The sequence below is a fragment of the Flavobacterium soli DSM 19725 genome, from assembly GCF_000422705.1.
GTDB classification, from domain to species: Bacteria; Bacteroidota; Bacteroidia; order Flavobacteriales; family Flavobacteriaceae; genus Flavobacterium; species Flavobacterium soli.
Genome location: NZ_AUGO01000008.1, coordinates 179,849 through 206,643 on the forward strand (window position 1 = coordinate 179,849; position 26,795 = coordinate 206,643).

The following is a 26,795-nucleotide window of genomic DNA, read 5'->3' on the forward strand; positions in this document are numbered from 1 at the left end:
TAAACATTTTAAATCATTCAAATGAAAAAAAATAGCACAATGATACTCACGCTTTTGATGGGAATTTTTACCCTCATGGGATGTGAAAACGACAATAAAGATTCTAAATTGTCTGCACAAGAATTCGAGCCCATTCCCGTTACAAAAACCAATGAGACAAAAGTATATATGCATTATATGGCATGGTTTGAAACAAAAGAAAGTAATGGAAACAATCAATGGGGCTACCACTGGACAATGGCAAACATGAATCCAGATAATGTTGATGCAAACGGAAAAAGGCAAATTGCAGCACATTATTATCCGTTAATCGGGCCTTATCATTCAGGCGACAAAGACGTTTTGGAGAATCATTTATTGATGATGAAATATGCCGGAGTCGATGGTCTTTTGATCGACTGGTACGGAACTTATGACGTAAACGATTACCGAATGATAAAGGAAAACACCGATGCTTTAGTAGAAATGCTCGACAAAGTTGGTTTGGAATATGCCATTGTCTATGAAGACCGTTTCTTGAATAATATTGTAGATGCCGGTTTGGCTACAACAGCTGTGAGTGCTGCAAAAACCGATCTGGCATTTCTGCAATCGAATTATTTTGGCGATAGCAATTACATCAAAATCAATGATAAGCCTTTATTGTTAAATTTTGGTCCAATCACTTTGCAAACGCCAGATGAATGGACAAATGTGTTCAGTTCTATCAATCCAAAGCCAACGTTTTTAACCTTGTGGTATGAATCAGGTGATGCTGGAGCCAATGCTTCGGGAGAATATTCATGGGTATATCAGGACAATTCGCACATTTCAAATTTCTACACTAATACTCTCCCAAATCTAGGTGTAGGAATGGGAAGTGCCTATCCTGGTTTCCGTGATTTTTATGCAGAAGGTGGAGGAGGAGAAGCCATTGGTTGGACAATAGAACACAACAATGGTGCTACTTTTGACGAAACACTTGCAATGGCCCAAACAGCTGGAGTTGAGCATTTGCAATTGATTACTTGGAACGATTTTGGCGAAGGAACAATGATTGAACCAACCGTAGAATTTGGATATTCGTATGTAGAAAAAGTGAAAGCTTTTGCTGGAGTTCAATCGACCGTGAATGCTTTTCCAGAAATCAGCAAATTATATGATTTGAGAATCGAATATAAAGGAAATGGAGAAATACAAGCAAAATTAGACCGTATCTTTGGCTATTTTATATCGATGCAACCCGAAAAAGCAGTAGAATTACTAAATGACTTTGAATAATTAAGAAAAACGAAAATGATTAAATTAAATAAAAGCCTTTTAATGGTTGCCTCGCTTTTGATAGCGTTTTCAACCTATGCTCAAAAAACATACAAAATAAAATCGCCTGGAAAAAAGAATGAACTTATATTCAATCTTACCAAAAATGGCGAACCGCAATACCAATTTTCATTCGACGGAAAATCGGTAATCGAGCCATCGTTGTTGGGTTTTGAATTTCAAGAACAGGCAAAAATGACAGCTGGTTTCACAGTTGTTAAGGCAGAGGAGAAATCTACAAATACGGTATGGGAACAGCCTTGGGGTGAGTTCAAAAAAGTGAGAGACAACCACAACCAGCTGATTGTTCATTTGCAGGAAACAGCAGGGGAGAAGCGTTTGGTGGACATCATTTTCAGGGTTTTTGACGATGGATTGGGTTTCAGATATTTTTTTCCTAAACAGCCAAATTTGGACAAAGTGAAAATCTCCAATGAGATTACGCAGTTTACTTTTCCGTTTGATAACGATGTATGGTCGATTCCGGTTCACCGAGAAAATAGCTACTATGAGAGTTTCTACAAAAAAACTCCGATGAGTCAAACCGATACAATCAACACGCCAGCTACTTTTGAAACAAAGGACAAATTATTTGTAGCGATTCATGAGGCTAATTTGACCGATTTTGCTTCAATGACGTTATTAAAAGCTAAAGGGAATCAGTATAAAAGCGACTTGGTGCCGTGGAGAGATGGTGTGAAAGTGTATGCTCAAACGCCTTTCGAAACGCCTTGGAGAACGATTATAGTAGGGACAAAACCCGGAGATTTGATGGCTTCAACAGTGATGCTAAATCTAAATGAACCTACTAAAATAAAAGACGTTTCGTGGATTGAACCTTCAAAATATATCGGGATTTGGTGGGGAATGCATTTGGAAAAATACAGCTGGGGACAGGGACCAAAACATGGAGCAACAACTGAAAACACAAAAAGGTACATCGATTTTGCTGCTCAACACGGTTTGGACGGTGTCTTAGTTGAAGGTTGGAACATAGGTTGGGATGGCGATTGGACAGCCGATGGAACTTCGTTCAGTTTTTTAAAGGCTTATCCCGATTTTGATTTGGACGAAATTACGGCTTACGCCAAAAAGAAAAACGTTCGTCTTATCGGTCATCATGAAACGGCGGGAGCCTCACAGCATTATGAAAGTCAAATGGATGAAGCTTTCAAGCTGTATCACTCTAAAGGTGTAAATGCTGTTAAAACGGGTTATGTGAACAAGTATTTGGACAAGAAAGAATGGCACGATAGCCAATATGGTGTTCGCCATTATAGAAAAGTAATTGAAACGGCTGCAAAACACCAAATCATGATTGACAATCACGAACCTGTAAAAGGAACTGGTTTGCAAAGAACTTATCCAAACCTGATGACACAGGAAGGTGCAAGAGGTCAGGAATACAATGCTTGGTCGGCTGATGGAGGAAACACGCCTGAACATTTAAATGTTTTACCGTTTACACGTATGCTTTCCGGACCGTTGGATTATACACCAGGAAATTTCGACTTTGATTATAAATTGCCTCAAGGAGCAAAAGTACAAACTACTTTGGCAGCACAATTGGCTTTGTATGTGGTGTTATTTAGTCCGTTGCAAATGGCTTCGGATTTACCTGAAAATTATGAAGGCAAGCCCGAGTTTCAATTTATCAAGGATGTGCCTTGCATTTGGGCAGACACTAAGCCACAGGATTCAAAAATTGGAGAATATACAGCAATCGCTCGTAAAGATTGGGATACAGAGGACTGGTATTTTGGAGCAATTACAAACGATAAAGTCCGTGAGATAAAAGTTGATTTGTCATTTCTGGAAAAAGGAACAAGCTATACCGCAACCATTTATCAGGATGGTCCTGGAGCCGATTATAAAACAAATCCATATCCTGTTGTAATTTCTACGAAGACAGTTGATCGTTCAACAGACTTAAGCTTTAAGTTAGCTAGTGGAGGTGGAGTAGCTGTAAAGTTTGCCGCTATTAAAAAATAAGTTTTGAGTTAGTTAAATTGCATGCCTCGTGATGATTTCGTCACGAGGCATTTGCATATTATAAGTTACATCTCTCTGATTAAAATCAGAGATTACAAAATGGGTCAAGCCTCTGGCTCTTAAACTTGATGTGAAAGTTCCGTAGGAACGAAATTACTGAAGCAACGAATTTTAATCCGTTGGATATTAGAATATAAAACTATGAATTTCAATCCGCAGAATCGTGCAAAATCAATTCCTGTTTTGCACCATTTTCTTAATAATTACAATTTGTCCCAAATGATAATGCAAATGTTCGATTATACCACTAAGATTTCGATAATAGTTTCCGTATTTTTCATCTATAAAATCTTCAAAGAAAATACTTTCGGGCAATTGTTCGATGAGGTTGGCAAATTTTTCGGCATCAGCCCAAGTTTTCTCTAAAAGTTGTTGCCAATCTTCTTCGGACTCAATGGGAGGATGCAGGAAACTGTATTCATCTTTTGCATTTAAGGGTTTGCCTTCCAAAACTTCTGCAACAGCACTCACAAAATAGCCCACATGATAGGTAAGAACAGCAATCGTATTGAAAGAATGGATCTGCTGGGTGGCGTGTTGCCAATTTACATCGGATAAAGTATCTTTTAGATTCGAAACGCTCCAGTTGCCACCGAAGTAAACATCTCGTAAGTGTTTTGCTATTTGTTGAGGTAGGTTCATGGTTTTATTTTTTTACAAATAAAGATATTATAAATTTTTGTAGTAATTCTTAAAATTAATGATCAACTAGCCAATATAATGTGCTAATTTCCTCTAATCCGATTAAGTATTCCAATCATCAAAGCTTTTCCATCACGCTTTTGTTTCGGAACTCCATCTGCTTTCAATGTGCCATTTTTTTCCCTAAACACATAACTGAAGGCAAATTGTGATTGGTTAGAATCTGTATTGAGCAGTCCAAAACGCAAGTCGTTAAAGTAATAGAGATTGTCTTTTTTTGTAATAATAAACCAGCCTTCGCTCACTGTTTTGAGTGTTTCAAAATCTGGATTTCCAGCAAGTTCTTTTGTGAGTTCGTTGTTCTTTTTATAACTATTAAAAGTGATAGGCTGACTATCAAATATCGAATAATCTCCTAAAAGATAGGCGTCTTTTGTAGCAACATTGGCATTCCATAAGATACAGTTGAAGGCGGTTGGCTTTACGATAAGATCATTATAAGTAATATTTTGACTTTTTAGTGCTGTTTCAAATTGATGCAAAGCGTGAAGTTTTAATCCAGAAGTCAGAGCCAAATAACCCGAAGAGATGTAAATACCTCTTAGCACATATTTTTTTCGTAAAGAAAATGTAGGCTTTCGCCAAGCTATTAGTAGCGAAATCAGCAAAGGTAACGTGTACAACGGATCAATAACGAAGATTGTTTTTAGTGCAATTCTGTCATGTAAAGGCCAGAAAATTTGTGTTCCCCACGATGTGAAAATATCCAGAAGAACGTGAGTCAGTAAGCACCAAAACACTAGTAAAGAAGAACTCTTGAAATCAATTTTTCCTCTTTCTAATTTTGTTATGATCCATCCCAATATTGGCGAAAGCAAAGCAAAAAACAATAAAGAATGACTGAGGCCTCGATGAATGGCGACACCATCGACAGGTTTCAAAAAATGTCCTACGACGATATCTAAGTCAGGAATAGTGCCTAGAATTGCCCCATATAGGAAGGTTTTCCGTTGCAGTTTTTCACCCGCACATAATTCGGCTGTTGCAATTCCTAAAACAATCTGAGTAAATGAATCCATGAAGTAGCGCTTGAATTGCAAATTTAAGGTATTGCGACTTGAAAATAGTAGCATTGATTCGAATGTTATAACATCGCTATAAGATTTTATTTCTATTTTTACGCCAAATAAAACAAATAACAAACAATTATGGCTTCAGGTTTTTTTGCAATTTTAGATGATATAGCGGCTTTGATGGATGATGTTGCAGTAACGAGTAAACTGGCCACACAAAGAACAGCTGGAATTTTAGGTGATGATTTGGCTGTAAATGCAGAAAAAGCAACAGGTTTCCTTTCTTCAAGCGAATTACCTGTTTTATGGTCTATTACAAAAGGTTCTTTCATCAACAAGTTGATAATACTGCCTGCGGTTTTTTTATTAAACTATTTCTTCCCAGTTGTAATTACAATTATTTTGGTTTTAGGAGGGGCTTTTTTAGCTTACGAAGGTGCTGAAAAAATTGTAGAATTTGTATTTCACCGTCCTAAGAAAGGTAGTGAAGTGCTAATAGAGAGTGATTTGCCTGAAAATGCTGCAAATTCTGAAAAATCAAAAATCAGTTCTGCTATAAAAACAGACTTCATTCTTTCTCTAGAAATTGTGATTATTGCTTTGGCAACAGTCATAGAACATGAACATCCTTTATTGACACAAATTCTTTCAGTTACTTTTGTAGCAATTATAGCAACAGTTGGTGTCTATGGAATTGTAGCCTTGATTGTAAGAATGGATGATGCTGGGCTTTATCTTATAAAAAAATCAAACGATAAAGGTTTTTTAGCATTTTTAGGTCAGTTTTTAGTAAAAGCCTTGCCTATCATTATCAAGATGCTATCTGTTGTAGGAACTATAGCTTTATTGTTGGTTTCTGGAGGTATATTTGTTCATAATATTGATTATTTACACCACAACTTACCTAATATTCCTTCCATAATTAATGAATTTGGAGTAGGACTAATCGTAGGATTGTTAGTTGTTGGTGTATTGACAATTGGGAAAAAAATAGTCCCGACCAAAAGTAAATAGCATCATTACTTCTATATAAAATTCAGCCATAATTTTGATTGTTTTTCTGTAGCAGAATCAAATTATAAGATAGAACTCTACAGATGTTTAATCTATTATTTGATAGCTTTTTTTTCATATTCTTTAATTTTAGTCCATAAAAATTATACATAATATAGTTTTATAAAAAATAATTATTACATTTGTGTAATCGATTACAATAAAATTATAGTATGATACATTTTAGTTTCCGTTATGCAACAAATCCTTCTGATGTAGTTGCCTATGGCACACAGAAAATAAGAGAACAATTTTTGATAGAAAAATTATTTACTCCAGAAGATATTCATTTGGTCTATTCAATGTATGATCGGTACATCGTTGGAGGGATAATGCCAGTGAAAGAGAATTTAAAACTGGAAACGATACCCTATTTAAAATCAGAACATTTTTTAGATAGAAGAGAGCTAGGAATTATAAATGTTGGCGGAAAAGGGACTGTGAGTGTTGACGGTGAAATCTTTGAATTAAGCAAAAAAGAAGCTTTATATGTGGGAAGTGGTGCGAAAGAAGTCATTTTCTCAAGTCTTGAAGAAACCCCTGCTTTGTTTTATATCAATTCGGCTCCAGCACATGCTCATTTTCCAAACAAAAAAGTGACTAAAGAAAATGCGGAAATTGTTCATCTTGGTGAAGATAAATATGCCAACAAGCGGATTATCAATAAATTAATCGTAAATAGTGTAGCTCCAACTTGCCAATTACAAATGGGATTGACTGAACTTTTACCAGGAAATATCTGGAACACAATGCCTGCTCATACTCATAACAGGAGGATGGAAGCCTATTTCTATTTTGATTTGGAAGAAGGACAAACCATCTGCCATTTTATGGGCGAACCACAAAACACAAGACACATTTTTATGCAAAATCATCAGGCGGTTTTATCACCAGAATGGTCGATTCATTCTGGAGCTGGAACCTCTAATTATTCCTTTATTTGGGGAATGGCCGGTGAAAATTTAGACTACAGTGATATGGACATTTGTCCTCCAAACGAACTAAGATAAGCTATGCAATTATTCAATTTAAAAAATAAAAACGCCCTGATTACTGGTGGAACTCACGGGTTAGGAATGGCTATAGCCGAAGGTTTGGCAATCGCTGGAGCACAGTTAATTATTACAGGAACAACGCCTTCAAAAATGGAGGAAGCAATTTCTTATTATACTTCAAAAGGATACCAAGCAAAAGGTTATTTATTTGATGTAACTGATGAAAAAGCAGCTGCTGAAAACGTAGAAAAAATCATCAACGAAGTTGGTGACATCCATATTTTGGTCAATAATGCTGGAATCATCAAAAGAGAGTTGGCTATCACAATGCCGGTTGCCGATTTCAGAAAAGTCATTGATGTAGATTTGGTTGGACCCTTTATAATGTCGCAATTGGTTGCAAAACAAATGATTGAACGTAAAGAAGGAAAGATTATCAACATCTGTTCAATGATGAGCGAATTGGGCAGAAACAGTGTTTCGGCTTATGCTGCAGCAAAAGGCGGACTAAAAATGCTCACGAAAAATTTGGCTACTGAATGGGCAAAACACAACATCCAAGTCAATGGAATTGGTCCTGGTTATTTTGCAACTTCTCAAACCGAACCCATTCGAGTTGATGGTCATCCTTTCAATGAGTTCATCATCAGCAGAACTCCAGCAGCACGTTGGGGAGATCCCGAAGATTTGGCGGGAACGGCTGTTTTCTTGGCTTCAAAAGCGAGTGATTTTGTAAACGGACAAATAATTTATGTTGATGGAGGAATCTTGGCCACCATCGGGAAACCTTCAAACGAAGAATAAAATATTTTAAAATGAGTACGACTTTTATTCACGACAATTTTTTATTAGAAAATAAATATGCTGAAGAATTGTATCACAATTATTCTAAAAATCAGCCAATTATAGATTACCACAATCATTTATCACCTAAATTGATTGCCGAAAATTATAGCTTTAAAAACATTTCCGATGTCTGGATCAACGGCGATCATTACAAGTGGAGAGCGATGAGGACGTTAGGTGTAAACGAAAAATTCATTACAGGAAATGCTTCTGACAAAGACAAATTCTTGCAATGGGGAAAAACCGTTCCATACACAATGCGAAATCCTTTGTACCATTGGACACACTTGGAATTGGCACGTTATTTTGATATTTATGAGTTTCTAAATGAAAAATCTGCACAAGCGATCTATGAAGAAACCTCTCAAAAATTAGCCACTCCAGAGTTTTCTTGCCAGAATTTACTAAAGAAAGCCAATGCAGAATTGGTTTGCACGACAGAAGATCCGACGGATAATTTGGAGTATCATCAGGCACTTAAAAAAAGCGATTTTTCGGTAAAAGTAAGTACGGCTTTCCGTCCAGATAAAGCGATTTTGATTGGTGTGGAAACTTACAATGATTATATAGATACGTTGGCTAAAGTTGCTGATTTAGAAATCAATACCTATGATGATTTATGCCAAGCACTTTCCAAAAGAATTGAATATTTCAACGAAAATGGTTGCAAGCTTTCCGATCACGGTTTGGATCAAATTTATTTCGAAGATTTTACATTGACAGAAGTGAAATCCATCTTCCAAAAGAAGCGAAAAAATCAACCTGTTACAGAAACGGAAGCATTAAAATTTCAAAGTGCCATTTTATTGTTTTTATCAGAAATGTATCATCAGTATGGATGGGTTCAACAATTTCACTTGGGTGCTTTGCGTAACAATAACACCAGAATGCATAATATTTTAGGTCCTGATACAGGCTGGGATTCGATTGGAGATTTTTCTCAAGCCAAGAATTTATCAGGATTTTTAAACGCCTTGGATAAAAAAGATAAACTGGCCAAGACAATTATCTACAACCTAAATCCGGCTGATAACGAAGTGATGGCAACGATGATTGGAAATTTCAACGATGGAAGTATCAAAGGAAAGGTACAATTTGGTTCAGGATGGTGGTTTTTAGACCAAAAAGACGGAATGACAAAACAGATGAACGCCCTGTCAAATATGGGGCTAATCAGCTGTTTTATCGGAATGCTGACCGATTCCCGAAGTTTTCTATCGTTTCCAAGACACGAATATTTCAGACGTGTTTTGTGTAATCTTTTAGGCGATGAAATCAAGCGTGGCGAGTTGCCAAATGATATGGAATGGATTGGAAAAATGGTGGCAGATATCAGCTATAACAATGCAAAAGAATATTTCAAATTTTGATTTGTGATGGAAAATATACAATCTGAACCCACTATTTTCTTTGAAAATGATGCCATTGGGTGGGAAAGAATAGATGATTTTATCGACCGACAAATTGTAGGTTATGATGATTCCGTAATGATGGTCAACGTCCGTTTTAAAAAAGGAGGCATTGGTTATTTACACCATCACGTTCACATTCAAGTGACGCATATCGCCGAAGGAAAGTTTGAAGTTTCTATCGGAAATAAAAAAAAGATATTAAAAAAAGGAGATTCTTTTTTCGTTCCTTCCAATGTGCTACACGGTGTGATTTGTCTGGAAGATGGTTTGCTGGTGGACGTTTTCAGTCCGATGCGGGAAGATTTTATAAAATAATACAGCAAAAAATAAATGAGTAAAGTAGTTACTTTCGGAGAAATAATGCTACGTCTTTCGACGGAAAAATATTTGCGTTTTTCGCAGTCGAAGAATTTTTCTGCAACTTATGGAGGAGGAGAATTCAACGTTGCAGTTTCTCTTGCAAATTATGGAATTGACGCTGAATTTGTAACGCGTTTGCCAGAAAATGAGATTGGCGAATGTGCTTTGAAAGAAATGCGAAAAATGAAAGTCAATACTCAAAATGTAATCTTTGGTGGTGACCGTTTGGGCATTTATTTTTTGGAAACAGGTTCTGGAAATAGAGGAAGCAACGTCGTTTACGACCGTTCCAACAGTGCGATTGCATCGATTGAAAAAGGTGCTTTCGATTGGGGAAAAATCTTCGAAGGAAAAACATGGTTTCATTTCAGCGGTATCACGGCAGCAATTTCAGAAAACGCGGCTGAAGAATGTTTGATTGCCATTAAAACCGCTCACAGACTTGGTTTGACCATTTCCTGCGACTTGAATTATCGTTCAAAGCTATGGAAATATGGCAAGCAACCAAGCGAAGTTATGCCAGAAATGTTAAGCTATTGCAATGTGATTTTAGGCGATATTGATACCGCAAATTTTATGTTGGGAATGAAAAAAGTGGATCCTGATTATACAGATGAAATTGCTTTAAAAGGATTTTATTCCAACATATTTGAAAAGTGTCCGAATCTAAGGATTGTAGCAACGACTTTGCGTTATTCGGTTAGTGCTTCGCATCAAAGAATAGGCGGTGTTTTATACGATGGAAATTCCATTTATAAAGCTGCCGTAAAAGAAGTCACGCCAGTTGTAGATCGAGTAGGAACAGGCGATGCCTTTATGGGAGGTTTGGTTTACAGCCTTATTTCTACACCCGAAAATTTACAGCGAAACATTGATTTTGCAGTTGCAGCTTGTTGTTTGAAACATACGATTGTTGGCGATTATAATTTGGCAACATTGCAAGAAATTGAAAATATAGTTAATGGAGATTCTTCGGGAAAAGTTTCTCGATAATTAAAAAATAAACCAAAATGGCACAATTTACTCGAATACAAGTTGTTCAAGAAATGAAGGAAACTGGTTTGGTTCCTTTGTTTTACCATCCTGATATTGAAGTATGCAAGAAGGTTGTAAAAGCTTGTTATGATGGAGGGGCCCGACTTTTTGAATTTACAGCAAGAGGTGATTTTGCTCACGAAGTTTTTCAAGAATTGATGAAATTTTCCATCAAGGAAATGCCCCAAATGATTCTTGGAGTGGGGTCTGTAACCGATGCAGCAGCAGCTTCATTTTATATGCAGATGGGTGCTAACTTCATAGTAACTCCTGTTTTTAGGGAAGATATTGCAATTGTTTGCAATCGAAGAAAAGTGCTGTGGTCACCTGGTTGCGGTTCATTGACCGAAATTGCAAAAGCTGAAGAAATGGGTTGTGAAGTGGTAAAATTATTTCCGGGAGATGTATATGGACCACAATTTGTCAAAGGTGTTTTGGCCCCACAACCTTGGACCTCGATAATGCCAACTGGTGGTGTTTCTCCAACAGAAGAAAGTTTGAAACAGTGGTTTGATGTAGATGTTATTTGTGTTGGAATGGGAAGCAAGCTCATCAGCGAAAAAATAATTGAAAGTCAAGATTTTGCCAAATTAACTAACGAAACTCAAAATGCTTTAAGTATTATAAAATCTATTAGAAAACAATAACCTCGATTAACCAAAACCAACCTAGAAACCACCAAAACTATGAATGAAAAACCAACCAATAAGGCAACCAATTTCAGGTGGAGTATCTGTGGATTGCTGTTTATTGCCACAACGATAAATTATCTGGACAGGCAAGTGCTTTCCCTAACGTGGAAAGATTATATCCAACCAGAATTTCATTGGAACAACAATGATTACGGAAATATAACGGCTTTGTTCTCCATTTTTTACGCAGTAAGTATGCTTTTCGCAGGGAAATTTGTGGATTGGATGGATACAAAAAGAGGATTCCTTTGGGCCATTTTCATTTGGTCGATCGGAGCCGTTTTACACGCTTTTTGCGGTATTGCAACTGCAGGTTATTTGACTGGAAATTGGTTCATTGGATTTGCAGAATCAAAGGAAATCATCAGTAATGTTAGTGATGTTTCGCTGGTAATTAGTACGAGTGTGACGCTTTTCATTTTTGCAAGATTCGTTCTAGCTGTGGGAGAATCTGCAAATTTTCCCGCTTCAATAAAAGCAACTGCCGAATATTTCCCTAAGAAGGACAGGGCTTTATCTACCAGTATTTTCAATGCTGGAGCCACAGTTGGAGCTTTGGCAGCACCATTGACCATTCCTTTTATCGCAAAAGCGATGGGTTGGGAAATGGCTTTTATCATCATCGGTGGTTTAGGTTTTGTTTGGATGGGATTGTGGATTTTCTATTATAAAAAACCCGAAGTTCACCCGAAAGTAAATGCTGAAGAACTGCTTTATATTCAACAAGATATCGAAGATTCGGTTGTGAATGCGACAACCGGAGTTGAAACAAAATTTACTTTGGCACAATGTTTCAAATACCGTCAGACTTGGGCTTTTATCTTTGGAAAATTCATGACTGATGGCGTTTGGTGGTTTTATTTATTCTGGACTCCCGCCTATTTGAGTTCGGTTTATGGAATGGACAGTACAGAAAGTGCAATTCCGCTAGTAGTTTTATATATGATTACACTTTTAGCGATTATCGGCGGTTGGTTGCCACGCTATTTTGTAGATAAAAAAGGAATGAATCCGTATGCAGGACGAATGCGAGCGATGCTGATTTTTGCTTTTTTTCCGTTGTTGGCTTTGTTGGCACAACCTGGAGGCGAAATCAGCTATTGGATTCCTATTTTAATCATCGGAGTTGCTGGAGCTGCACATCAGGCTTGGTCAGCAAATATTTTCTCTACAGTTGGCGATATGTTCCCAAAAAGAGCCATTGCAACCATTACAGGAATTGGTGGCATGGCGGGCGGAATTGGTTCTTTTCTCATCAATAAAAGTTCAGGTGTTTTGTTTGATTATTCCCATAAAACGTGGACAACTGTTGATGGAGTTCCGTTTTTAGAGAAGTTTCCTCAATTTGTGAATGAACGTCTTCCAGAAAATTTCTTTACAGAACTTGAAAAATCTGGAGTAGTTGTAGTCGACGGAATCAACAAAGGTTATATGATTATTTTTTCTGTATGTGCTGTCGCATATCTCATAGCTTGGGCCGTGATGAAAACCTTGGTTCCAAAATATAAAATCATCAAAAATTAAGAAATGAAAACGGATACAAAACAAAAATTGAATAGAAAAAATTTAGGTAAAGAAGTAAAGCTTCCTATAAAATTGGTGCAATTTGGAGAAGGAAATTTTTTGAGAGCCTTTGTAGATTATGCCTTTCAAGTTTTAAACAAAAAAGTAGATTTTAATGTCGGAATTGCCGTTGTGCAACCGCTTGAAAACGGATTGGTACACCTGCTAAATGACCAAGATGGATTGTACACTTTGTTTTTAAATGGCATTAAAAAAGGCGAACAAATCCAAGAGATTGAGGTCGTTGAAAACATCGTAAAAGGAATCAATCCTTATACTGAGTTTGATCAGTTTTTGGCTTTGGCCAAAGAAGAAGAATTGGAGTTTGTTATTTCAAATACCACAGAAGCCGGAATTGAATTCATTGATTCTGACACGATGGAGATGACGCCACCAAAGGCTTTTCCAGCCAGATTGGCGGTTTTATTATACGAACGTTTCCGTCATTTCAATGGCGATAATGCTAAGGGTTTGACGATAATTCCGTGTGAATTGATTAATCATAATGCCGACACTTTGAAAGCCATCTTATTGCAATATTGTAGCCTTTGGAATTTGCCAGAAACATTCAAAAATTGGTTGGAAAATGCCTGTACGTTTCATAATACATTGGTGGACAGAATCGTTCCAGGTTATCCAAGAAATGAAATTGAAGAATACAACAGCAAGATTGATTATGAAGACAATCTGATTGTTACGGCCGAACCCTTTTTCCTTTGGGTAATTGAAGGCGATGAAAAATTGAAAGCAAAATTGCCTTTTGATAAGACGAATTTGGATGTAAAAATCGTTTCAGATATGCAACCGTATCGTACCAGAAAAGTGCGAATTTTAAATGGAGCACACACAGCTTTGGTTCCGTTTTCGATTTTATATGGAAATGAAACGGTGAAGCAAAGTGTTGACAATGAATTCACTGGCGATTTTGTAAACAAAGTGATTTTTGACGAAATCAATCCGACTTTGGATATGGATAAATCAGAATTACAGCAATTTGCCGAAGAAGTTTTGGACCGTTTCAGGAATCCGTTTATCAAGCACCAACTTTCGGACATTGCTTTGAATTCAATTTCAAAATTTAAGGTTCGCGTGTTGCCAAGTTTGTTGAAATACGTAGAATTGAATCAAAAACTTCCGGTTTATTTGACATTTTCTTTGGCTTGTACGATTCGTTTTTACCAAGGTGAATGGAATGGAAAAGCGCTGCCAATAAAAGACAACCAAGAAATTGTAGAGGCTTTCAAAGAAGCCTGGAGTTCAAATGATACTGAAAAAGTAACGAAAGAAACTTTGGCCAATACCGAATTTTGGGACCAAGATTTGAACCAAGTAAGAGGCTTGACAGAAGCCATAATCCTTGCCTTGAATGAAATTGAAGCTAACGGAATTGAAAAAGGTTTCGAGAATTTTAAAAAACAATTTTAATTAAAAATTGAGATGAAAAAACTAATTAAAGTAAATCCTGCCGATAATGTGATTGTGGCCTTGACCGATTTGGTGCAAGGTGACAGGGTGGAGTTCGAAGGGAATACAGTAATCCTTGCCACAGATGTAAAGGCGAAACACAAAATTGCGGAACACGATTTGAACATCGGCGACAGCATTTTTATGTATGGTGTTTTGGTTGGAAAAGCGACTCAATTCATCCAAAAGGGAGAAGTTTTGACTACTTTAAATGTAAGACATCAAAGCGAAAAAGTAACGCATAAAACAGCAACATTACCTTGGACAGCTCCAAATATTTCCAAATGGGAAGAGAAGACTTTTATGGGATATCACCGTGAAGATGGGCAAGTGGGAACTGCAAATGTGTGGTTGTTTTTTCCATTGGTTTTTTGTGAAAACAAGAATATTGAAAAGCTGAAAGAGGTTTTTGAAAATGAATTGCTTCCAAAAAAGCAAGACGATTATCAGATGCTTTTAAGGTCATTGATGGGAAATGAGGAAGCAGAAACTCCAAAACCAACAGACGGAAGACCAGAATTAAATAATATTGAGGTAAAATTCATCACTCACGCTGGAGGTTGTGGTGGTATTCGTCAGGATTCGGAAGTGTTGGCAAAACTTTTGGCTGGTTATGTAAACAATCCGAATGTGGCTGGAGCAACGGTTTTGAGTTTGGGTTGTCAAAATCTGCAAATTGATATTTTCAAGAAAGTTTTGAAAGATATGAATCCAGATTTCAACAAAGAAATTCTGATTTATGAGCAACAGCAGATGGGAACGGTCGATCACATGCTACGAACGATTATTAAAGATTCATACAGTGCGATTTTAAAGGCAAATGCCATCGAAAGAAAACCGGCTCCATTGTCAAAGTTGGTAGTTGGTTTGGAATGTGGCGGATCTGATGGTTTCTCTGGGATCTCAGCAAATCCGGCACTTGGTGTAGTTTCTGATATTATGGTAGCTTTGGGTGGAAAGACAATTTTAGCTGAATTCCCAGAACTTTGCGGAGTCGAGCAGGAGTTGATGAACCGCTGTGTCGATGAAGAAAAAGCCAACAAATTTCTTTCGTTAATGAAGGCTTTTGAGAAATCAGTTGTGGATGCGGGTTCAGGATTTGATATGAATCCTTCTCCAGGAAATATCAAGGACGGATTGATAACAGATGCAATGAAATCGGCAGGAGCCTCTAAAAAAGGAGGTGCTGCACCAATTTCGGATGTTTTGGATTATGCAGAATATGTTTCAAAACCAGGTTTGAATTTGTTGAATACTCCAGGGAATGATGCAGAATGTACCACAGGATTGGTAGGCTCTGGGGCAACTGTTGTTTTATTTACCACAGGTTTGGGAACTCCGATGGGAAATCCTATCGCACCAGTTGTGAAGATTTCTTCGAATACCCATTTGGCACAAAAAATGAGCGATATTATTGATGTTGATGCAGGAGATGTGATCAGCGGAACCAAAACGATTTCGGAAGTTGGCGAAGATATTATCGATTACATTATAGAAGTAGCAAGCGGAAGAACCACTACAAAAGCCGATTTGCTCCAGCAAGATGATTTTATTCCTTGGAAAAGAGGAGTTTCTCTATAAAACTAAAATCCGTTTAGAATTTCTAAACGGATTTTTTTATTTCTTCGGAAGTGTTTTTTTAGTTGATTTTCTTATAATTAGCTCAGGTTCCAAAACTACCTTCTTTTCAATTTTTACCTTTTCGGAATTGTTGACCTGTTCCAAAAATACTTTGGCAGTTATCTTTCCCATGTCCAATGGAAATTGGTCTATCGTACTGATTGATAACTCCATAAACTTAGTAAAGGGCTCATTACTAAATCCAATAACAGAAATATCATCAGGAATTTTATAATTTTTAGCCCTTAATTCCTGGATAGCACCAAGTGCATCCCAATCGCTTGAAGAGAATATTGCATCGGGTGGATTTTTAAGTTTCAGTAGTTTTTTTACGGCTTTTTTACCGTCTTCGACATTACTTCTTGTCTTTACTACATATTCTTCAATGTAATCGATTCCATTATCTGTTAAAGCTTGTTTATAACCAGTAAAACGATCATTGAAAATCTCGATGTTCAAGTCCCCAGAAAAATGGGCAATCTGTCTACAACCACTTTCAATTAAATGCTTGGTGGCTTTGTATCCGCCATCAAAATCATTGATGGTAACAGAGCTGACATTGTTCATCGTTTTCTTTCTATCAAAGAAAATTAGGGGAACATCTTTTCTTAGTATTCTTTCAAATGAAGCCACGTCTTTACTAGAAGTAGAGATAAAAATACCATCTACTTGAGAATTTAAAAGTGCATCAATATTAGCAATTTCCTTGGCTTCATCTCCATTGGTTTGACAGATGATGACATGGTATCCAAATGGATTCAATTCCTCCTCAATTCCTCTGATTACTGAACCAAAAAAATTACTGTCGATTCTGGGTACAATGACACCTACATTGTTGCTTTTTCCACTTTTCAAGGCTAAAGCAAGTTTGTTTTGTTCATACCCCATTTTTTCGGCGGTCTTTAAAACTAATTCTTTGGTGGCTTTGCTAATGTTTGGATTATCATTCAGTGCTCTTGATACCGTGGCTGCTGTAATATTTAACGCATTGGCAATGTCATAAATGGTGAATTTCTTTTTCATCAAATAGTTTCTAGTTACTATAGCTTCATTTATTTTTACAAATGTATGTATTTATATCGTAATAATTTTGGCTTTTTTTTGGCCAAATTTCACGCAAATTCCGCCTTAATATGTGATATGAATATTTTTTTTAAGTTTTTTTTAAAGTTTATAAAAAAAAACTTTGTTATTATTAAAGGATTAATTATTTTTGGTAATCGATTACATAAAACGAAATATTCAAAATGCTAAATCATACCAAAAATAGTTTAAAAATTAAAAATATACTCGTACTTGGAATTCTTCTTTTGATTTCCTGTAAAAGTATGGATTCAGTTTCGCGATCCGAAAGTTCACAAGACCCTTGGAAAAAATTAATAAAAATTGAGCAGGCTATTAAAGAGCCTTTTTTTAGAACAGCAAACTATAACGTTATAGCGTATGGAGCTGTTGCTGATGGCAAAACGTTTTGCACTGAAAATTTTAAAAAAGCAATTTTGGCTTGCTCGGAAGAAGGTGGAGGAAGAGTTGTGGTTCCAAAAGGTAAATACTTGACAGGGGCTATTCATTTAGAAGATAATGTTAATCTTCATTTGGAAGATGGTGCCGAAATTCTTTTCAGTACAAATCCAGAAGATTATCCGATGGTGCATACTTCGTTCGAAGGAATGGAATTGATGAATTATTCTCCTTTGATATATGCTTTCAATAAAAAAAATATCGCCATAACAGGAAAAGGAATCTTGAACGGTCAGGCAAATCAAACGAATTGGTGGCCGTGGAAAGGCAGTACTTCCGAAGGTCATGATTATGGTTACAAAGAAGGAATGCCTTCTCAAAAAGATAAATTGAATCTTCCGGTCTTGATGGATATGGCTCAAACCGATGTTCCTGTCGAAAAAAGAATTTTTGGGAAAGGACATTATTTGAGACCAAATTTTGTGGAGCCTTTTGGTTGCACAAATGTGTTGATCAAAGATGTGAAAATCATCAATGCTCCTTTTTGGATTTTGCATCCAATAAAATGTACAAATGTAATTGTTGAAGGTGTAAATATCGAAAGCCATGGTCCAAACAACGACGGTTGTGATCCTGAATATTCTAAAAATGTACTCATCAAAAATTGCACTTTTAATACTGGAGATGACTGCATTGCTATAAAAGCGGGTAGAGATAACGAAGGTCGGAAAGTGGCCATCATGAGTGAGAATATAATTGTGAGAGATTGCAAAATGATTGACGGGCACGGAGGTGTTGTAATCGGAAGTGAAATGTCGGCGGGAGTGAAAAATGTTTTTGTTGAAAATTGCACAATGGACAGTCCAAATCTGGATAGGGCAATAAGAATCAAAACCAATTCCCGAAGAGGTGGAGTTGTGGATGGTGTTTATGTTCGGAATTTAACTGTAGGGAAAGTGAAGGAAGCTGTTTTGAAAATTAATTTGCACTATGCCATTTATGGAGATCAAACGGGGACTTTTATACCAAAAGTAAAGAATGTGATTTTAGAGAACGTTACCGTGAAAGACGGAGGGAAGTTTGCCATTTTAGCCGATGGAATAGAGAGTTCGCCTATAGAAAACATAACATTTAAAAACGTCAAGATAGAGAAAGTTGGAGAAAACTTTTCCTTGAAGCATGTTTCTAATTTACAAATAATAGACACTTATATTAATAATAAAAAAATTGATCAAGCAAACTAGATAACCAACCATTAAATTAACCAAACTCATTATGAAATTCAAATTTTTAGTTTTGAATAGATTTAAATTCATTTTAACGCTATTCTTGTTTTTGTCCGTATTGGTAGTGCAAGAAACCCAGGCACAAAATAATACGGTTCAAGTATCGGGTACCATTTTAGATGCTGCAGATGGATTGCCATTGCCAGGTGTAAATGTTGCCGAAAAAGGAACAACCAATGGAACTTCAAGCGATTTTGATGGAAACTATTCTTTCAATGTTAGTTCAAGCAATGCTATAATTGTAATCAGTTTTATGGGGTATAAGTCTCAGGAAATTCCATTGCAAGGTAGAACTAGTGTTAAAGTAAATTTGGCTCAGGACGAACAAGCTCTTGAGGAGGTGGTAGTTATTGGGTATGGAACATCTAGAAAATCAGATCTTACGGGAGCGGTTGGGATTCTTTCGGGAGAAGAGATAAAGAAACAACCCATTGCAAGTGTTGCAGAAGCCCTAACAGGAAGAATGGCAGGTGTGAGAGTAACTTCGTCCGAAGGCTCTCCAGATTCTGAAATAAATATTAGGATTAGAGGGGGAGCTTCATTGTCGCAAGATGCATCACCTTTATATATAGTAGATGGTTTTCCTGTAAATGGTATCAATGATATTTCTCCTTCTGATATTGAGAATATTACGGTTCTAAAAGATGCTTCCTCAACTGCAATTTATGGATCAAGAGGAGCAAATGGTGTTATTTTAATTACTACAAAAAGTGGTAAAAATGGCGAAAAAGTTAATGTTTCATTAGACACCTTTACCGGATTTAAAAAAATAGCCAATACGATAGATGTTCTAAATCCTGCTGATTATGCAAAATGGCAATATGAATTTGCCGTGCTTAAGGATGATTTGGAATCTTACGAAACGCTTTTTGGACCTTATAGCGAAATAGGGCAATATGATACCGCTAAAAACACTAATTGGCAAAAAGAAATTTACGGACGTACAGGAATGGTGCAAAATCATAATCTTGGAATCCGAGGTGGATCCGAGAAGTTTAGTTACAATTTCAATTACGTTCGATATGATGAAGATGCCATCATGTTGGGGTCTAATTTTAAAAGAGACAACCTTTCGTTGAATTTAAAAAACAAAGCAAGTGACAAGGTTGATGTATCGTTTACAGTTCGATATTCAAAAACAAAAATTGAAGGGGGTGGAGCCAATGAACAAAAAGAAATTTCGTCTACTGATTCCCGTTTGAAACACGTTATCGGATATTCGCCAATAGATATTCCGGGCTTGATTACAGATGATACAGATGAAGCTGTTGCAGGTTATCTTGTAAATCCATTTGTTGCAGTTGAAGACAATGACAGAAGACAAGAAAGAACAAATTATAACATGCTTGGAGGTTTGAATTGGAAGATTACTGATGACCTTCAATTAAAAACTGATTTGGGATTGGATTACTATCAATATGCTGACTATCGTTTTTATGGACGTTCTACTTATTATGTAAGTAATATACCAACGGCAGAAAACCAAGGATTGCCAGCCTTAATTTTTAGTAATCGTGACGACTCTCGATTTAGAAATGCGAATACTTTAAATTATGATTTCAAGAAAATTCTTGGCGAAGACCACAGCATAAAATTGCTTTTAGGAGAAGAGATGATCATCTATAAATCAAACACATTAACAAATGTGGTTCATGCTTATCCAAAATTATTCAGTTTTGAAAATGCGATGAATTTAACTTCCCAAGGAACTCCACAATCGGTTATTAATTTCAATAATCCAGATGATAAATTATTATCTTTTTTTGGAAGGATAAATTACGATTACAAGAACCGTTACCTTTTTACTGCAACCTATCGTGCTGATGCTTCAAGCAAGTTTTTAGACAATAACCGTTGGGGATACTTTCCTTCAGCAGCTGTGGCATGGAAGATATCTGAAGAAAGTTTCCTGAAAGATGTTTCTTGGATTGATTTGGTAAAAATGAGATTGAGTTATGGTAAGGTTGGTAACAACAATATTCCAGATGGTCAAGCTGTTCAGACTTTTCAGTCTTTTAATAATGGATGGATAAACGGAGTGCCTAATTATTTGGCTTCAACCAATGTAATGCCTAATCCAGATTTGAAATGGGAAACCACAACGACACAAAATATAGGCTTGGATTATGAGTTTGCAAAAGGTCGTTTCAGCGGTTCATTAGATTTCTATAAAAACATAACCGAGGATTTATTGCTTCGTTTTCCTGTAGCAGGTTCAGGATATGAATTCCAATACAGGAATATTGGAGAAATACAAAACAAGGGAATTGAAACAACAATAAATTTTGATGCTATTAGAAAGGAAAACTTTGGCTTGAGCCTTTCTTTCAACATCGCCTTTAATGAAAACAGGATTAATTCATTAGGTATAATGGATGATTTTACATTCTCTTCTACATGGGCTTCTACAGCAATTGGAAACGATTATGCAGTATACCAAGGTCAGCCAATTGGTATGATGTATGGCTATCAAAGTGATGGTCGTTATGAGGTTTCGGATTTTGATTATGCAGATGGAACTTATACGTTAAAAGAAGGAGTTGCAGATGGATCGTTGGTTGTTGGAAATGTTGTTCCTGGATCAATGAAGCTAAAAGATATAAATGATGATGGTATTGTTGATGAAGACGATCTTTCAATTATAGGTAACTCAAACCCTAAAAACACAGGTGGTCTGACATTAAATGGAAGAATTTATAATTTTGATTTTTCAGCCGCATTCAACTGGAGTTATGGAAACGACATCTATAACGCAAGTAAAATTGAGCATACTTCAGCTACAACTTCCTCACCAAATGGACAATATAGAAATCTTACCAATGTGATGCAAGATGGTTCCAGATGGACTAATATCAATGCTTCTGGAGAATTGGTAACAGATCCTACAGAGCTATCTGCATTGAATGCCAATACAACAATGTGGTCTCCTTATATGCAACGTTTTGTGATGAGCGATTGGGCTATCGAAGATGGCTCTTTCCTTAGACTAAATACATTAACCCTTGGATATAGCCTTCCTGAATCGATTATCAAGAAACTTGGGATTTCACGATTTAGATTGTATGGAACCATGACAAACGTATTTGTGCTAACCAATTATTCAGGTTTGGATCCGGAAGTTTCAACTCGTAGAGCTACACCGTACACTCCTGGTGCGGATTATTCACCTTATCCTCGTAATAGACAAGTTGTTTTCGGTCTGAACTTAAATTTTTAATCAAAAAAAAAACTTACAATGAAAAATAAAATAGTAATTCCAGCATTATTGTTCTTCGCACTGGCATTGTTTTCCTGTGATGATTTTGCAGAAGATTATTTAGATGTTAAGAGTGAATCCACTTTAGACGAATCAGTGATTTTTTCTACACCAGATTTGGCCGAAAGTGCTGTTAACGGAATCAAAATCCCTTTTGGTGAAACCAATTCCTATAGAGGTCGATTTCTTCCATGGTATGGGTTCAATACTGATACAGAATGGTATAACGCATCAGAAAGTACTTCAAGTGACAAGCCTGATTTAGCGATTTATGATGCTAAGCCAACTAACAGCGAAATGAATTCAACCAATAACGCTTGGGAGATGATGTTTAGAGGAATCGAACGTGCAAACCTTTGTATCAGAGGATTACGAACGTATGGCAACCCTGTTCCGGATTCTCAATTAGGATATCTTCTAGGCGAAGCACTTACACTAAGAGCCATATATTATGCAGATTTGGTAAAGGCTTGGGGAGACGTTCCAGCCCGATTTGAACCGATTACTTCAGAAACAATCTATATAACTAAATCTAGTAGGGATACTATTTACAAACAACTTATTAAAGATTTAGGAGAAGCAGCTACTCTAGTTCCTTGGCCAAACGAAACTGCTGCAACATCCAGTGTAGAAAGAATCAACAAGGCTTTTGTTAAGGGGTTTAGAGCACGTCTGGCTCTTGTTGCAAGTGGTTTTCAGCAATATCCTGACGGAGTTAGAAGAAGTAACGATCCTGAACTTTCTGTAAATGCAATGTATACTCTTGCATTAAGTGAGTGTAAAGACGTAATCGAAAGCGGAAAAGCTCATCTGGAACCTTCTTTTGAAACATTTTGGAAAAAATATAATCAAGAAGTAACAGCAGCGGGAGGAGAATCACTTTGGGAAATTCCTTTTGCAGCAGGTAGAGGAAGGATGCTTTTTACATTTGCTGTAAATCATACTAACAATGATCAATATCATGCCAATGGAAACAACAGGGGCGGAGTTTCAGGACCTCTTCCAACTGTTTTTTATGACTTTGATGAGTTAGACACTAGAAGGGATGTAACTTGTGTTCCTTATAAATATGGTCCAGCCGTAAATGGTATTGCTAAACAACAATTGGGAACATTCAATAAATGGTGTTTCGGAAAATACCGCTACGAATGGATGAACCGTTTCGTAACTTCTACAAATGATGATGGTATCAATAAAATATATATGCGTTATGCCGAAGTTTTATTGATGGCTGCCGAAACTGCTAATGAGTTAGAAGGTCCTGGAGCTGCTGCAATTTATTTGAAAGAGTTAAGAATGAGAGCATTCAAGCCAGAAGATCATGCACAAAAAGTAGATAACTATGTAAACTCTTTAACCAGCAAGGATGCGATGTTTAATGCAATTGTAAACGAGCATAAATATGAATTTACAGGCGAAATGGAACGTAAGCAAGCGTTAATAAGATGGAATCTATTAGGAACAAATTTAGATTTGGCCAAAGAAAAAATGATCCAATTGAGAGATAGGACAGGAGAATATGAAGATGTGCCAACTGTTTTGCATTTTAAATTTGCAGCAGATAATGAATCATTGATCATCTATGGTTTGAATAGAGGTGAACACAATAGTCCTGGTCCAGATTATACCCCTTATGATTGGAATGCTCTTTCGGATTCTAAAATAAATTCACTCTACAAAGCTGGTATTGATCCAGATAATCGACAGTTTTGGCCAATTTGGCAAGTATTCATAGATAATAGTAATGGTACTTTAGTGAACGATTACGGATATTAAGAGTTAGGTAATTTGTATTAGTTAGTTGGGCTTGTTGATGGGATTAGTTGTCTTTCTTGATAATTAATGATTTGAGAATTAGATTTTAGTGATCGAAATGTGTAAATCTTAATTACTAAAGCAACTAATCCCTAGCAAGCTTTTTTATTTTGAAATAAAATCCAAAAGCAAGTTGTCTCAAATGAAAACATTATGAAGAAAATCAACAATTTCTTAATTTTATTGCTAATCAGTTCGTCGCTTTTCGGACAGGATTTTCCAGACAATACTCATAAATGGATGCGAAATCCCGATAACGGAGACGGAACATATAGCAACCCAATCATCAACAGCGATTATTCTGATCCTGATGCAATTAGAGTTGAAAATAAATTTTACATGACCGCTTCTTCCTTTAATTGTATTCCAGGTTTGCCCATTTTAGAGTCGGATGATTTGGTAAATTGGAAATTGATTGGTTATGCTCTAAATAGACAAAAACCAGAAGTAACTTATGATCTTGCTCAACACGGAAATGGTGTTTGGGCTCCTTGCATCCGATTTCACAAAAAAGAATTTTATATCTATTATCCCGATCCCGATTTTGGAATTTATATGACAAAAGCTCAAAAACCCGAAGGCCCTTGGTCCGAGCCTGTGATGGTGAAATCAGGAAAAGGTTTGATAGATCCAACACCGCTTTGGGATGATGACGGGAAAGTCTATTTGGTTTATGCTTTTGCAGGAAGTCGGGCAGGAATTAAAAGCATATTGACAATTTGCACCATGAATTCCAACGGAACATTAGCCAACAATGATGATGTTCTTTTGATTGATGGCCATGAAGAAGAACCAACAATAGAAGGACCAAAAATCTATAAGAGAAACGACTATTATTACATTTTTGCACCAGCTGGTGGAGTAGCTACAGGATGGCAAACCGTCATGAGATCTAAAAATATTTACGGTCCTTATGAAAAACGCAAGGTATTGGATCAAGGAACAACAACAGTAAACGGGCCACATCAAGGAGCTTGGGTAGAAACAGCTACTGGCGAAGATTGGTTCCTGCATTTTCAAGACAAAGGTATTTTTGGAAGGGTTGTGCATTTGCAACCGATGAAATGGGAAAATGATTGGCCTTTTATGGGGATTGATACTAATGATGATGGAATTGGTGAACCTGTGACAAAATTTAAAAAACCGAATGTTGGTAAATCTTTTCCAATGGTTTCGCCATCCGATTCGGATGAGTTTAATGAGCCAAAATTAGGTTTGCAATGGCAATGGCATGCGAATCCAAAAGTAAATTGGGGCTTTCCAAGTACAATGGGATTTTATACACTCAATTGCATTCCAAAACCGAGACAGGCTCTTAACCTGTTTGATGTTCCGAATTTACTATTGCAAAAATTTCCAGATGATAATTTTACCGCTACAACAAAACTTCAATTCAATTCTTATTCTGATGGAGATGAAGCTGGACTTGTAATTATGGGTTTGGATTATAATTATCTGAAACTAAAAAAAGCAAACGGAAAAATTTTTCTCTCCCAAATGATTTGTAAAAACGCCAATAAGAAAGAGTTGGAAAAAGAAATGGAAAATGTGGAACTAAAAACCAACATGATTTTTCTTCAGGTGAAAGTAACCGAAAATGGAAATTGCACTTTTGCTTTCAGCGAAGACGGAAAAATTTTCACGAATATCGGAATACCTTTTACAGCGAAAGAAGGCAAGTGGATTGGTGCAAAATTAGGCTTTGTAGCACTAAGGGAAGACTTTATAAACGATGCAGGAAACATAAAAATAGATTGGATACGCTTTAATAAAATACAATAGATAGATATGGAAAAAATAATGGCTTTTTTGATTCTTATTTTGATTGGAACTTCTTTTACTTCATCTGCTCAAGACAAGAAAATAACTTGGAAAAAAATTACTGAAAGTGAAGATGAAAGTTGGTTTGCATCGGATGAAGCTAAAAATTATGCAGAAAATGTGCTTTTATACCAGCGAGAAATTGGCGGATGGCCAAAAAACATTGAAATGCAGGAAAAAATATCGGCATCAGAAAGACAAAATCTCATCAAACTAAAATCGGACCCAAAAGGCTGTACCATCGATAATGGAGCAACGTGTCAGGAAATGCTTTTTCTGTCTAAAATGTATAAGGCAAATCCAGATGAAAGATACAAGACTGCTTTTCTAAAAGGGTTGATGTATTTGATTACAGCCCAATACAAAAATGGAGGCTGGCCTCAATATTATCCGTTGAAGGAAGGATATTATACTCATATTACTTACAATGACAATGCAATGGTTAATGTCTTGAAGATTCTCAACGAGGTAAAAAATAAATCAGGCTTCTATTCAATTCCTGTTTCGGACGAAATCATCAACCTTGCAACAACTTCTTTCAGCAAAGGAATTGATTGTATAATAAAAACACAATACAAGCAAAACGGAAAACTTACAGGCTGGTGTGCTCAACATGACCGAGAAACCCTACAACCAGCAAAGGCTAGGGCTTATGAGTTACCTTCTCTCAGCGGAAAGGAATCTTCAAAGATTGTATTGCTTTTGATGTCAATTGATAAACCATCCAAAGAAATAATTGATGCTGTCGAAAGTGCCGTTGCTTGGTTTGAAACTACTAAAATTAAAGGAATCAAGATAGAATCTGTAGCAACTGGAAAAGGAGATAAAAAAGACAGAGTGGTTGTGGAAAGCCCCGATGCAGAGCCTTTGTGGGCGAGATTTATGGAACTCAAAGACAACAGGCCATTTTTTTGTGACAGAGATGGAGTGAAAAAATATGCTTTGTCTGAAATTGGTTATGAACGTAGAAACGGCTATGCCTGGTACACTAACGAGCCGAAAGAAGTCTTGAAGAAATACAATAAATGGAAAAAATCTTTAGAATAATCA

At 36.5% G+C, this 26,795-nt stretch carries 20 protein-coding genes; 17 read left to right on the plus strand and 3 right to left on the minus strand.

All coding sequences use genetic code 11. The annotated features are described in order from the left end of the window. Positions 1 to 21 precede the first annotated feature (21 nt). The gene (locus tag G508_RS0111530; protein ID WP_026705463.1) at positions 22 to 1,260 is read left to right on the plus strand and encodes a glycoside hydrolase family 71/99-like protein; all 1,239 of its coding nucleotides are present in this window, start codon (positions 22 to 24) and stop codon (positions 1,258 to 1,260) included. 15 nt (positions 1,261 to 1,275) lie between these two features. Further along, complete coding sequence (locus tag G508_RS0111535) at positions 1,276 to 3,291, plus strand: glycoside hydrolase family 97 protein (RefSeq protein ID WP_026705464.1); 2,016 nt, start codon at positions 1,276 to 1,278, stop codon at positions 3,289 to 3,291. Positions 3,292 to 3,522: 231 nt separating this feature from the next. Here the strand turns inward: G508_RS0111535 and G508_RS0111540 are convergent, their stop codons facing one another. Next, positions 3,523 to 3,993 (minus strand): hypothetical protein, encoded by a 471-nt coding sequence (locus G508_RS0111540; protein ID WP_026705465.1) that lies wholly within the window; start codon positions 3,991 to 3,993, stop codon positions 3,523 to 3,525. 83 nt (positions 3,994 to 4,076) lie between these two features. After that, positions 4,077 to 5,072, minus strand: a complete 996-nt coding sequence (locus G508_RS0111545; RefSeq protein ID WP_026705466.1) for a metal-dependent hydrolase — start codon at positions 5,070 to 5,072, stop codon at positions 4,077 to 4,079. A 129-nt stretch (positions 5,073 to 5,201) separates the two neighbouring features. Here G508_RS0111545 and G508_RS0111550 point away from each other — a divergent pair, with 129 nt between their 5' ends. The 10 genes from G508_RS0111550 to G508_RS0111595 all read left to right on the plus strand — a co-directional run bounded on the left by G508_RS0111550 (position 5,202) and on the right by G508_RS0111595 (position 16,067). Continuing rightward, positions 5,202 to 6,080, plus strand: coding sequence for a DUF808 domain-containing protein (locus tag G508_RS0111550; RefSeq protein WP_026705467.1), 879 nt, complete (start codon positions 5,202 to 5,204; stop codon positions 6,078 to 6,080). Positions 6,081 to 6,292: 212 nt separating this feature from the next. Further along, entirely contained in the window at positions 6,293 to 7,129 is an 837-nt protein-coding gene (gene kduI / locus G508_RS0111555) for a 5-dehydro-4-deoxy-D-glucuronate isomerase (RefSeq protein WP_026705468.1), read from the plus strand. Positions 7,130 to 7,132: 3 nt separating this feature from the next. Further along, positions 7,133 to 7,918: a gluconate 5-dehydrogenase gene (locus G508_RS0111560; protein WP_026705469.1), complete on the plus strand. Its 786-nt coding sequence runs from the start codon at positions 7,133 to 7,135 to the stop codon at positions 7,916 to 7,918. 11 nt (positions 7,919 to 7,929) lie between these two features. Next, positions 7,930 to 9,330 (plus strand): glucuronate isomerase, encoded by a 1,401-nt coding sequence (uxaC, locus tag G508_RS0111565; RefSeq protein ID WP_026705470.1) that lies wholly within the window; start codon positions 7,930 to 7,932, stop codon positions 9,328 to 9,330. A gap of 6 nt (positions 9,331 to 9,336) precedes the next feature. Further along, positions 9,337 to 9,687, plus strand: a complete 351-nt coding sequence (locus G508_RS0111570) for a cupin domain-containing protein (protein ID WP_026705471.1) — start codon at positions 9,337 to 9,339, stop codon at positions 9,685 to 9,687. A 15-nt stretch (positions 9,688 to 9,702) separates the two neighbouring features. Next, entirely contained in the window at positions 9,703 to 10,725 is a 1,023-nt protein-coding gene (locus tag G508_RS0111575; RefSeq protein WP_026705472.1) for a sugar kinase, read from the plus strand. A 17-nt stretch (positions 10,726 to 10,742) separates the two neighbouring features. After that, a complete protein-coding gene (locus tag G508_RS0111580; protein WP_026705473.1) occupies positions 10,743 to 11,414 on the plus strand; it encodes a bifunctional 4-hydroxy-2-oxoglutarate aldolase/2-dehydro-3-deoxy-phosphogluconate aldolase in 672 nt (223 codons plus the stop codon). Between the two features lie 39 nt (positions 11,415 to 11,453). Then, on the plus strand, positions 11,454 to 12,983 hold the full coding sequence (locus G508_RS0111585; protein ID WP_026705474.1) for an MFS transporter: 1,530 nt from the start codon (positions 11,454 to 11,456) through the stop codon (positions 12,981 to 12,983). A 3-nt stretch (positions 12,984 to 12,986) separates the two neighbouring features. Next, positions 12,987 to 14,447 (plus strand): tagaturonate reductase, encoded by a 1,461-nt coding sequence (locus G508_RS0111590; protein WP_026705475.1) that lies wholly within the window; start codon positions 12,987 to 12,989, stop codon positions 14,445 to 14,447. A gap of 12 nt (positions 14,448 to 14,459) precedes the next feature. Then, positions 14,460 to 16,067, plus strand: coding sequence for a UxaA family hydrolase (locus G508_RS0111595; RefSeq protein ID WP_026705476.1), 1,608 nt, complete (start codon positions 14,460 to 14,462; stop codon positions 16,065 to 16,067). Between the two features lie 36 nt (positions 16,068 to 16,103). Here the strand turns inward: G508_RS0111595 and G508_RS0111600 are convergent, their stop codons facing one another. Then, entirely contained in the window at positions 16,104 to 17,129 is a 1,026-nt protein-coding gene (locus G508_RS0111600) for a LacI family DNA-binding transcriptional regulator (protein WP_026705477.1), read from the minus strand. A 305-nt stretch (positions 17,130 to 17,434) separates the two neighbouring features. Between G508_RS0111600 and G508_RS0111605 the strand changes: the two genes are divergently transcribed. From G508_RS0111605 to pelA, 5 genes are all read left to right on the plus strand, one after another. Further along, positions 17,435 to 18,811, plus strand: coding sequence for a glycoside hydrolase family 28 protein (locus G508_RS0111605; RefSeq protein WP_342662963.1), 1,377 nt, complete (start codon positions 17,435 to 17,437; stop codon positions 18,809 to 18,811). Positions 18,812 to 18,842: 31 nt separating this feature from the next. Next, positions 18,843 to 22,070, plus strand: a complete 3,228-nt coding sequence (locus G508_RS0111610) for a SusC/RagA family TonB-linked outer membrane protein (RefSeq protein ID WP_026705479.1) — start codon at positions 18,843 to 18,845, stop codon at positions 22,068 to 22,070. A gap of 18 nt (positions 22,071 to 22,088) precedes the next feature. Then, positions 22,089 to 23,885 (plus strand): RagB/SusD family nutrient uptake outer membrane protein, encoded by a 1,797-nt coding sequence (locus tag G508_RS0111615; protein ID WP_026705480.1) that lies wholly within the window; start codon positions 22,089 to 22,091, stop codon positions 23,883 to 23,885. A gap of 192 nt (positions 23,886 to 24,077) precedes the next feature. Beyond that, positions 24,078 to 25,706 (plus strand): glycoside hydrolase family 43 protein, encoded by a 1,629-nt coding sequence (locus G508_RS0111620; RefSeq protein ID WP_026705481.1) that lies wholly within the window; start codon positions 24,078 to 24,080, stop codon positions 25,704 to 25,706. A 6-nt stretch (positions 25,707 to 25,712) separates the two neighbouring features. Beyond that, complete coding sequence (gene pelA, locus G508_RS0111625) at positions 25,713 to 26,792, plus strand: pectate lyase (RefSeq protein ID WP_026705482.1); 1,080 nt, start codon at positions 25,713 to 25,715, stop codon at positions 26,790 to 26,792. Positions 26,793 to 26,795 lie beyond the last annotated feature (3 nt).